This window comes from Pseudoduganella lurida, from assembly GCF_007830455.1.
Taxonomy (GTDB): domain Bacteria; phylum Pseudomonadota; class Gammaproteobacteria; order Burkholderiales; family Burkholderiaceae_D; genus Rugamonas; species Rugamonas lurida.
The window spans coordinates 650,427-658,529 of the sequence record NZ_VLLB01000003.1 but is presented as its reverse complement, the minus strand read 5'-3'; the positions used below and the strand labels follow the sequence as shown (position 1 = coordinate 658,529).

The 8,103-nt window shown below is 65.9% G+C and carries 5 protein-coding genes and 3 tRNA genes; 2 read left to right on the top strand and 6 right to left on the bottom strand.

Annotation, left to right across the window (positions count from 1 at the left end; all coding sequences use genetic code 11):
* Positions 1–13 precede the first annotated feature (13 nt).
* The 4 genes from IP91_RS12405 to gltX all read right to left on the bottom strand — a co-directional run bounded on the left by IP91_RS12405 (position 14) and on the right by gltX (position 1,859).
* Positions 14–89: transfer RNA gene (locus IP91_RS12405), tRNA-Ala, on the bottom strand.
* 91 nt (positions 90–180) lie between these two features.
* Positions 181–256, bottom strand: a tRNA-Glu gene (locus IP91_RS12400).
* Between the two features lie 44 nt (positions 257–300).
* Positions 301–376, bottom strand: a tRNA-Ala gene (locus IP91_RS12395).
* Positions 377–449: 73 nt separating this feature from the next.
* Positions 450–1,859 carry a glutamate--tRNA ligase gene (gene gltX, locus IP91_RS12390; protein ID WP_145649337.1) on the bottom strand — a complete coding sequence of 470 codons (1,410 nt, stop codon included), beginning with the start codon at positions 1,857–1,859 and terminating at the stop codon, positions 450–452.
* 95 nt (positions 1,860–1,954) lie between these two features.
* On the opposite strand from gltX, the gene IP91_RS12385 reads away from it, so the two are divergent.
* Entirely contained in the window at positions 1,955–3,385 is a 1,431-nt protein-coding gene (locus tag IP91_RS12385) for a serine hydrolase domain-containing protein (RefSeq protein ID WP_145649247.1), read from the top strand.
* A 260-nt stretch (positions 3,386–3,645) separates the two neighbouring features.
* On the opposite strand, the gene IP91_RS12380 is transcribed toward IP91_RS12385, so the two are convergent.
* Entirely contained in the window at positions 3,646–4,683 is a 1,038-nt protein-coding gene (locus IP91_RS12380) for a WD40/YVTN/BNR-like repeat-containing protein (protein WP_145649246.1), read from the bottom strand.
* Entirely contained in the window at positions 4,683–5,765 is a 1,083-nt protein-coding gene (gene apbC, locus IP91_RS12375; RefSeq protein WP_145649245.1) for an iron-sulfur cluster carrier protein ApbC, read from the bottom strand. Before apbC ends, IP91_RS12380 begins: the two co-directional genes overlap by 1 nt.
* A gap of 166 nt (positions 5,766–5,931) precedes the next feature.
* Here apbC and metG point away from each other — a divergent pair, with 166 nt between their 5' ends.
* A complete protein-coding gene (gene metG / locus IP91_RS12370) occupies positions 5,932–8,085 on the top strand; it encodes a methionine--tRNA ligase (protein ID WP_145649335.1) in 2,154 nt (717 codons plus the stop codon).
* The last annotated feature ends 18 nt before the right edge of the window (positions 8,086–8,103 follow it).

Sequence of the window (8,103 nt, the reverse complement as noted above, 5' to 3'; positions counted from 1 at the left end):
CTGCACCAGGCTTTGGTGGAGGTAAGCGGGATCGAACCGCTGACCTCTTGCATGCCATGCAAGCGCTCTCCCAGCTGAGCTATACCCCCGCTGGCACAGACAAAATAAAAGCCGCTTGCGCGACTTTTGTTACTACCGCCGCAAATAAACCTTCTTATCTGCGACGACCACAACAAAACTTGGCGTCCCCACGGGGATTCGAACCCCGGTACTCACCGTGAAAGGGTGATGTCCTAGGCCTCTAGACGATGGGGACCCGGACTTTCCGTTACTGCTTACTGCCACAAATCTTCGCCAAACTGGTGGAGGTAAGCGGGATCGAACCGCTGACCTCTTGCATGCCATGCAAGCGCTCTCCCAGCTGAGCTATACCCCCGTTTGCGAAGAGACAGAAGTATAGCAGCGGGAATGGAAAACGCAAATACCTGTCTGAAATATTTTGAAAAGATTTACAGGTATTTCGCCACGCGGGCCGTTACCACGTCGCGGCCGAACAACTGCAATACCGCATCGATGGCCGGGGTCTGCAATTGTCCCGTGACGATCAGGCGCAGCGGCATGGCCAGCTGCGGCATCTTGAGGCCGTTCGCGGCCAGCACTTCCTTCAGCATCGCGGCAATGGCTTCCTTGGTCCACTCCACCGTGGCGATGCGTTCGGCGAACTGCGCCAGTGCCGGCTTGACGGCGTCCGTGAAGTGCTGCGTCATCAGCGCCGCATCCGGCTGCGGGTCGCGGAAGAACAGCATGGCCGCATCGGCCAGCTCGTTGACGGTGTGGGCACGCTCCTTCAGCAGCGCCAGCACGGTGGCGAGATCAGGCGCACCGTCGAACACGGCGCCCGCCTCCAGCAGGCGCGGCTTGGCCAGCTCGGCCAGGCGGGCATTGTCGGCCGCCTTGATCCAGTGGTTGTTCAGCCAGGCCAGCTTCTCGTTGTTGAACTGCGCCGGCGAGGCCGTCAGGTGGTCGAGGTTGAACCACTCGCAGAACTGCGCCATCGAGAACACCTCGTCGTCGCCGTGGCTCCAGCCCAGGCGCGCCAGGTAGTTCAGCATCGCTTCGGGCAGGAAGCCCTGCGCCGGATACTCCATCACGCTGACGGCGCCGTGGCGCTTGGACAGCTTGGCGCCATCGGCACCCAGGATCATCGGCAGGTGGCCGTACTGCGGCAGCTCGGCGCCGATCGCGCGCAGGATGTTGATCTGGCGGGGCGTGTTGTTGACGTGGTCGTCGCCGCGCAGCACGTGGGTGATGCGCATGTCCCAGTCATCGACGGCCACGCAGAAGTTGTACGTGGGCGTGCCGTCCGTGCGGGCGATGACGAGGTCGTCCAGCTCCTTGTTGGAGATGGTGATCGGCCCCTTCACCACGTCGTGCCACGTGACGTCGCCGTCCAGCGGGTTCTTGAAGCGCACCACGGGCTTGCGGTCGGCCCGGATGGCCGGCAGCGTCTTGCCCTCTTCCGGACGCCAGGTGCCGTCGTAGCGGGGCTTCTCGCCCGCTTCGCGGAAGCGTTCGCGCATCGCTTCCACTTCTTCCGGCGTGCAGTAGCAGTGGTACGCGGTGCCGGCCTCCAGCATCTGCGCGATCACTTCGCGGTAGCGGTCCATGCGCTGCATTTGATAGAACGGGCCTTCGTCATGGTCCAGGCCCAGCCACTGCATGCCGTCGATGATGGCCTGCACGGCTTCCGGCGTGGAGCGCTCCAGGTCCGTGTCCTCGATGCGCAGCACGAAGGTACCGCCGAAGTGGCGCGCGAAGGCCCACGAATAGAGGGCCGTGCGGGCGCCGCCCAGGTGGAGGAAACCGGTCGGGCTCGGGGCGAAACGGGTGCGGACGGGAGTGGTCGGCGCAGTGGTCATCGGGATGGTCATCGGAGTATTTGCTGGATGCGTAAAAGGGTGATTTTACCCGCAACTGACTTATACTCGGGCGAACATCGACTCAGGAGCCGCCCTTGAAAAACCGCCTCGCCCTCTCCCTTCTGTTCTGCACGCTGCCCGCGCTGGCCGCCGACGATCCCGCGCTGGCCGGCCGCATCGCCGCGATCGAAGCGGGCCTGCAGCCTGCGGTGGCCTTGCAGGGCGCGGCGCCGGTGCGGCTGAAACTGGCGGAAGAGATGGCGCGCCTGGGCGTGCCGGGTGTGAGCATCGCCGTGATCCATGCCGGCGACATCGAATGGGCCAAGGGCTATGGCGTGGTGACGCCGGGCGGCGCCGCCGTCACGCCCGCCACGCTGTTCCAGGCCGGCTCGATCAGCAAGCCCGTGACGGCCGTCGGCGCCTTGAAACTGGTGGAGAACGGCACGCTCGCGCTGGACCGCGACATCAACAGCTACACCACCTACTGGAAGCTGCCGAACAACCTGGGCAACGGGCCCGTGACGCTGCGCCAGCTGCTGTCGCACACGGCCGGCACCACCGTCCACGGCTTCCCCGGCTACGCGGCGGGCGCCAAGGTGCCGACGCTGGTACAGGTGCTCAACGGCGCCGCGCCGGCCAATTCGCGCGGCGTGCATGTGACGACTCGGCCCGGCACGAAGTGGCGCTATTCGGGCGGCGGCTATGAAGTCGTGCAGTACGTGATGGCCGAACGCAGCCGGCAGGACTTCGCGGCACTGCTGCAGGCCACCGTGCTGCAGCCCCTGGGCATGGGCGACAGCACGTTCGTCCAGCCGCTGCCTGCCGCCCTGCTGTCCCGCGCCGCCCTGCCCCATGACGGCAAGGGCAAGCCTGTCGCCGGTGGTCCGCATACGTATCCGGAGCAGGCGGCGGCCGGGCTGTGGACCACGCCATCGGACCTGGCCAGGTTCGCCATCGAGATCAAGCGCTCGGCGGCGGGCCAGTCGAACAAGGTGCTGTCGCAGTCGATGACGCAGTTGATGCTGGCGCCCGTGCTGGAGAACTTCGGCCTGGGCTGGCGCCTCGACGGCGATGGCCAGGCGCAGTCGTTCAGCCATGGCGGCGCCAATGCCGGCTACCAGAACATGCTGGTGGCGTACACGGAACGGGGCGATGGCGTCGTCGTCATGACGAACGGCGACCGCGGCGGCGACCTTGCGGGCGAAGTGGTGCGTGCCGTGGCCACCGAATACAACTGGCCATCGCAGCGCGCGAAGGTGCGCCCCGCCGTCGCCACCTCCGCCGCCGCACTGGCGGCCCTGCCGGGCAAGTACACCATAGACGGCCTGGGCGACTTCACCATCGCCCGCCGCGGCGACACGCTGACGATCGCGCTGCGCGAAGACGCCGTCGAGCCACTGTACGCCGCCCCGGACGGCGCCCTCTTCGTCACCTCGATGGACGCCGAACTGCGCTTCGGCGCCACCAACGACCGCGGCCGCCTCACGGCCCCTGGCCTCGACACCACGTTCGAAAAAGCCAAATAGATACGGCTCAGCTTGTGTCCACCTTGGGGCAAGGCAGGGGGTACGTTGAGCGCAGCTCAGCGCCTGACGAGCGATGCTGGCTTGCAAGCCAGCATTCCGTCCAACCCCACATATGGACACGAGCTCGACCTTGCTTGACTGGTCAACTCGGCATTCCTGCAAATTTCTGCCCAGGTTGCTGGCGCGAGCCATCTTAATGGCTGAGGCCGTGTCCATGTCGGGGTCTGACCCCATGGTGGACACGAGCTCGGCTGTAAGACTTATTTTCGGAGCGGCGCGCCGTTGTAGCGCAGGACGAGGCCTTTCGGGCCGACAGCCCAGCCGGCGGTGGGGGAAGCGAAGCCGACGGTGTTGACGGGCGTGGTATCGAGCGCCTGCCAGGTGCGGCCGGCGTCGACCGAGTAGCCGGAGCCGGCCAGGCCGCCGGCAACGAACGCATCGGGTGCGCCGCGCACGGGGACCACCACCGACATATACCCGGCCGGCAGCACGGACACCGGTGTCCAGCTCGCGCCACCATCTTCCGTGCGGGCGCCGTTGACGGCGGCCAGGTGGACGTCCTTGTAGTCGCCACCGGTGGCGATGCCCAGGTGGTGATCGCGGAAGCCCACCGAGAACAGCCCGCGTGCCGGTGCGCCGGCGGGCACGGGCAACGCGGCAGCCTGCCACGTCCGCCCGCCATCCTTCGAGTGGAACACGCGCGACGTGATGGCTCCGCCGGTGGCGAACCATGCGTCGCTGCTGCCCGCGACGGTCAGGCAGGTGCCGCTGGCGGCAAACGCACCTTCGTCCGGCAGCGCGCGCAGGCCTTCTTCGTCCGTCACCGCCTGCCAGGTAGCGCCGCCATCGCTGGTGATGCGCACCTGGAAGCGGCCGTCGACGGGATCGCCGAACAGCACGCCACGTTTGCTGTCCCAGAACGCGATCGCGTCCCAGAACCCTTTCGGATCGGGATTCGTCAGCAGCAGCTGCCACGTGGCGCCACCATCGGTCGTGCGGTACAGCCGCGATGCGGCGCCGGGACCGGCACCCATCACGATCGCGGACTGTGCATCAAATCCGTGGATGTCGCGGAAGTCCAGCTCACCGGCACCGGGCACGACCGAAACGCTCCACGTCACGCCATCGACCGTGCGCAGCACGGTGCCCTTCGCGCCGCTGGCCCAGGCGACCGTGGGGCTGACCACGGCCAGGCCGCGCAGCTCGGCCTGCGTGCCGCTGGCCTGCGGCTGCCATGCCGCCTGCCCGAAGGCAGACGACGCCGATACCGCCAGCACGAACAGGGCGGCGGCGCGCATCAGTCGTTCTTCACGACGATGGTGGGGAACTTGCTGCTCATGTCCTTCGCCTTTTCGGCCACGCGGATGGCGACCTTGCGGGCGATCGCCTTGTAGATCTCGGACACGGGGCTGTCCGGCTCGGCGACCACGGTCGGGCGGCCCACGTCGGTCTGCTCCCGGATCGACATCTTCAATGGCAGCTTGCCGAGGAAGTCGACCTTGAAGTCCTGCGTCATCTTCTCGCCGCCGCCGGAGCCGAAGATATCCTCGACATGGCCGCAGTTCGAGCAGATGTGCGTGCTCATGTTCTCGACGATGCCCAGGATCGGAATGCCGACCTTCTCGAACATTTTCAGGCCCTTGCGCGCGTCCAGCAGCGCGATGTCCTGCGGCGTGGTGACGATCACGGCACCCGTGACCGGCACCTTCTGCGACAGCGTCAGCTGGATGTCGCCCGTCCCCGGCGGCATGTCGATGACGAGGTAGTCCAGGTCGCGCCAGTTGGTCTGGTCCAGCAGCTGCTGCAGCGCCTGCGTGACCATCGGGCCGCGCCACACCATCGGCTCGTCCGGATCGATCAGGAAGCCGATCGACGAGATCTGCAGGCCGTGCGCCTCCATCGGCTCCATCGACTTGCCGTCCTTCGTGATCGGGCGGCCCGACACGCCCAGCATCATCGGCTGCGACGGGCCATAGATATCGGCATCGAGCACGCCGACATTGGCGCCCTCGGCGGCCAGCGCCAGCGCCAGGTTGACGGCCGTGGTGGACTTGCCCACGCCGCCCTTGCCGGAAGCGACGGCGATGATGTTCTTCACGTTCGGCAGGGGCTTCAGGCCACGCTGCACCGTGTGGGCGATGATCTTGCTCGTGACGTTCAGCGTGACGGGCAGGCCGAGCGGGGCCAGTGCGTCCAGCACGGCAGTGCGGATCAGGTCGATCTGGCTTTTCGCCGGGTAGCCCAGCTCCACGTCCAGCGCGATCTGGCCGCCTTCCACCTTCAGGTTGCGCACGGAGCGCGTGCTGACCAGGTCCTTCGTGGTATTCGGGTCTACGACTTTGGACAACGCCGCCTTGACGTCTTCGACTGTGATGCTCATGTATTCTCCGTGATGCTGTGCAGATTGGGCGCCATGCTGTGGTTTGCTGCGGGCCGATGAGGCGGAAGTCTAGCGCAAAACGCCCCGCGGCACAGCGGCCGGGATGCCGCGGCCGGCGCGCACTGGTAAAATACCCCTCCTCTTCCAACTTCCACCGCGCATGACCATGACCCGCAAGCTGTTCGTCACCACCGCCCTGCCCTACGCGAATGCCGCCTTCCACATCGGCCACATGATGGAATACATCCAGGCCGACATCTGGGTCCGCTTCCAGCGCATGCAGCAGGATGCCGTCGATGGTGAATACCGCCCGCGCGAAGTGCACTTCGTCGGCGCGGACGACACGCACGGCACGCCGATCATGATCGCGGCCGAGAAGGAAGGCATCACGCCGCAGGAATTCGTGGCCAAGATCGCCGCCGGCCGCGCCCAGTACCTGGACGGTTTCCATATCGCCTTCGACAACTGGTATTCGACGGACTCGCCGGAAAACGTCGAGCTGTCGCAGGGTATCTACCGCCGGCTGCGCGATGCGGGCCTGATCCAGACGAAGGTCGTGGACCGCTTCTACGATCCCGTAAAGGGCATGTTCCTGGCCGACCGCAACATCAAGGGCGAGTGCCCGGTGTGCCATGCGAAGGACCAGTACGGCGACAACTGCGAAGTGTGCGGCGCGGCCTACCAGCCGACCGACCTGGTGAACCCGTACTCGGTGTTCACCAATGCCACGCCGGTATTGAAGCCCTCGGAGCAGTACTTCTTCAAGCTGTCCGACCCGCGCTGCTTCGAGTTCCTGAAGGACTGGCTGAACACGCCGGGCCGCCTGCAGCCGGAGATGGTCAACAAGGTCTCCGAATGGCTGGGCGAAGCGGGCGAGAAGCTGGCCGACTGGGACATCTCGCGCGATGCGCCCTACTTCGGCATCCCGATCCCGGACGCGCCAGGCAAGTTCTTCTACGTGTGGCTGGATGCGCCGGTGGGCTACCTGGCCTCGCTGAAGAACTACTTTGAAAAGCAGGGCCTCGACTACGACGCCTTCCTGCGCGACCCGGCCGCCGAGCAGATCCACTTCATCGGCAAGGACATCGTCTCGTTCCACCTGCTGTTCTGGCCCGCGATGCTGGAATTCGCCGGCCACCCGATCATCGACAAGCTGAAGGTCAATGTGCACGGCCACCTGACCGTGAACAACGAGAAGATGTCCAAGTCGCGCGGCACCGGCATCTCGCCGCTGCGCTACCTGAACCTGGGCATGAACCCGGAGTGGCTGCGCTACTACATCGCGTTCAAGCTGAACTCGAAGGTGGAAGACCTGGACTTCACGGGCGAGGATTTCGTCGCCCGCGTGAACTCCGACCTGATCGGCAAGTATGTCAACATCGCCAGCCGCTGCGCCGGGTTCATCGCCAAGAAATTTGATGGCAAGCTGGCGGGCGAGCTGTCCCACACGGCGCGCCACTGGATCAAGCAGGCCCTGACGAATGCGGAAGGCCATGTGCGCGCCGATGCGGTGGCCCTGTCGTACGAGAACCGCGAGTTCGGCCGCGCGCTGCGCGAGATCATGGAGATCGCCGACGTCACGAACCAGTACGTGGACGAGAACAAGCCGTGGCTGCTGGCCAAGGACGACACGAAGACGGCCGAGCTGCACGAGGTGTGCACCACGGCGCTGATCCTGTTCCGCCAGCTGACCATCCTGCTCGCGCCGGTGCTGCCGGGCGTGGCGGCGAAGGTGCAGACGTTCCTGAACGATGCGACGCTGACCTGGGCCGACACGGGCGTGGAGGCTGCGTCGAGCCAGATGCTGGGCCGCACGATCGGCGTCTACAGCCACCTGATGACGCGCGTGGATGCGAAGATGATCGACGAGCTGTTCGATGCGCCGAAGGCCGCTCCTGCGCCGGCTCCGGCAGTTGCTGCGCCCGCCGCGGTCGCGGCACCGGCAACCGGGATCGACGCATCGATCGAACCCTTGGCACCCGAGATCAAGATCGACGACTTCATGAAGATCGACCTGCGCATCGCGAAGATCGTCAACTGCGAGCACGTGACGGGGTCGGATAAACTGCTGCGCCTGACGCTGGACGTGGGCGAAGGCCGCCACCGCAACGTCTTCTCCGGCATCAAGTCGATGTACCAGCCGGAAGACCTGGTCGGCAAGCTGACGGTGCTGGTCGCCAATCTCGCGCCGCGCAAGATGAAGTTCGGCGTTTCGGAAGGCATGGTGATGGCCGCCTCCGCCGCCGACGAGTCGACCAATCCGGGCATCTATATCCTGAACCCATGGCCGGGCGCGGAACCGGGCATGCGCATCCGCTGATCAGACCAGGAACACGCG

What these genes read in the sequence shown, in the direction of transcription:
- gltX (WP_145649337.1), bottom strand. Translation starts at nt 1,859, where the DNA reads ATGACCACTGCGCCGACCACTCCCGTCCGCACCCGTTTCGCCCCGAGC.
- IP91_RS12380 (WP_145649246.1), bottom strand. Translation starts at nt 4,683, where the DNA reads ATGCGCGCCGCCGCCCTGTTCGTGCTGGCGGTATCGGCGTCGTCTGCC.
- apbC (WP_145649245.1), bottom strand. Translation starts at nt 5,765, where the DNA reads ATGAGCATCACAGTCGAAGACGTCAAGGCGGCGTTGTCCAAAGTCGTA.
- metG (WP_145649335.1), top strand. Translation starts at nt 5,932, where the DNA reads ATGACCCGCAAGCTGTTCGTCACCACCGCCCTGCCCTACGCGAATGCC.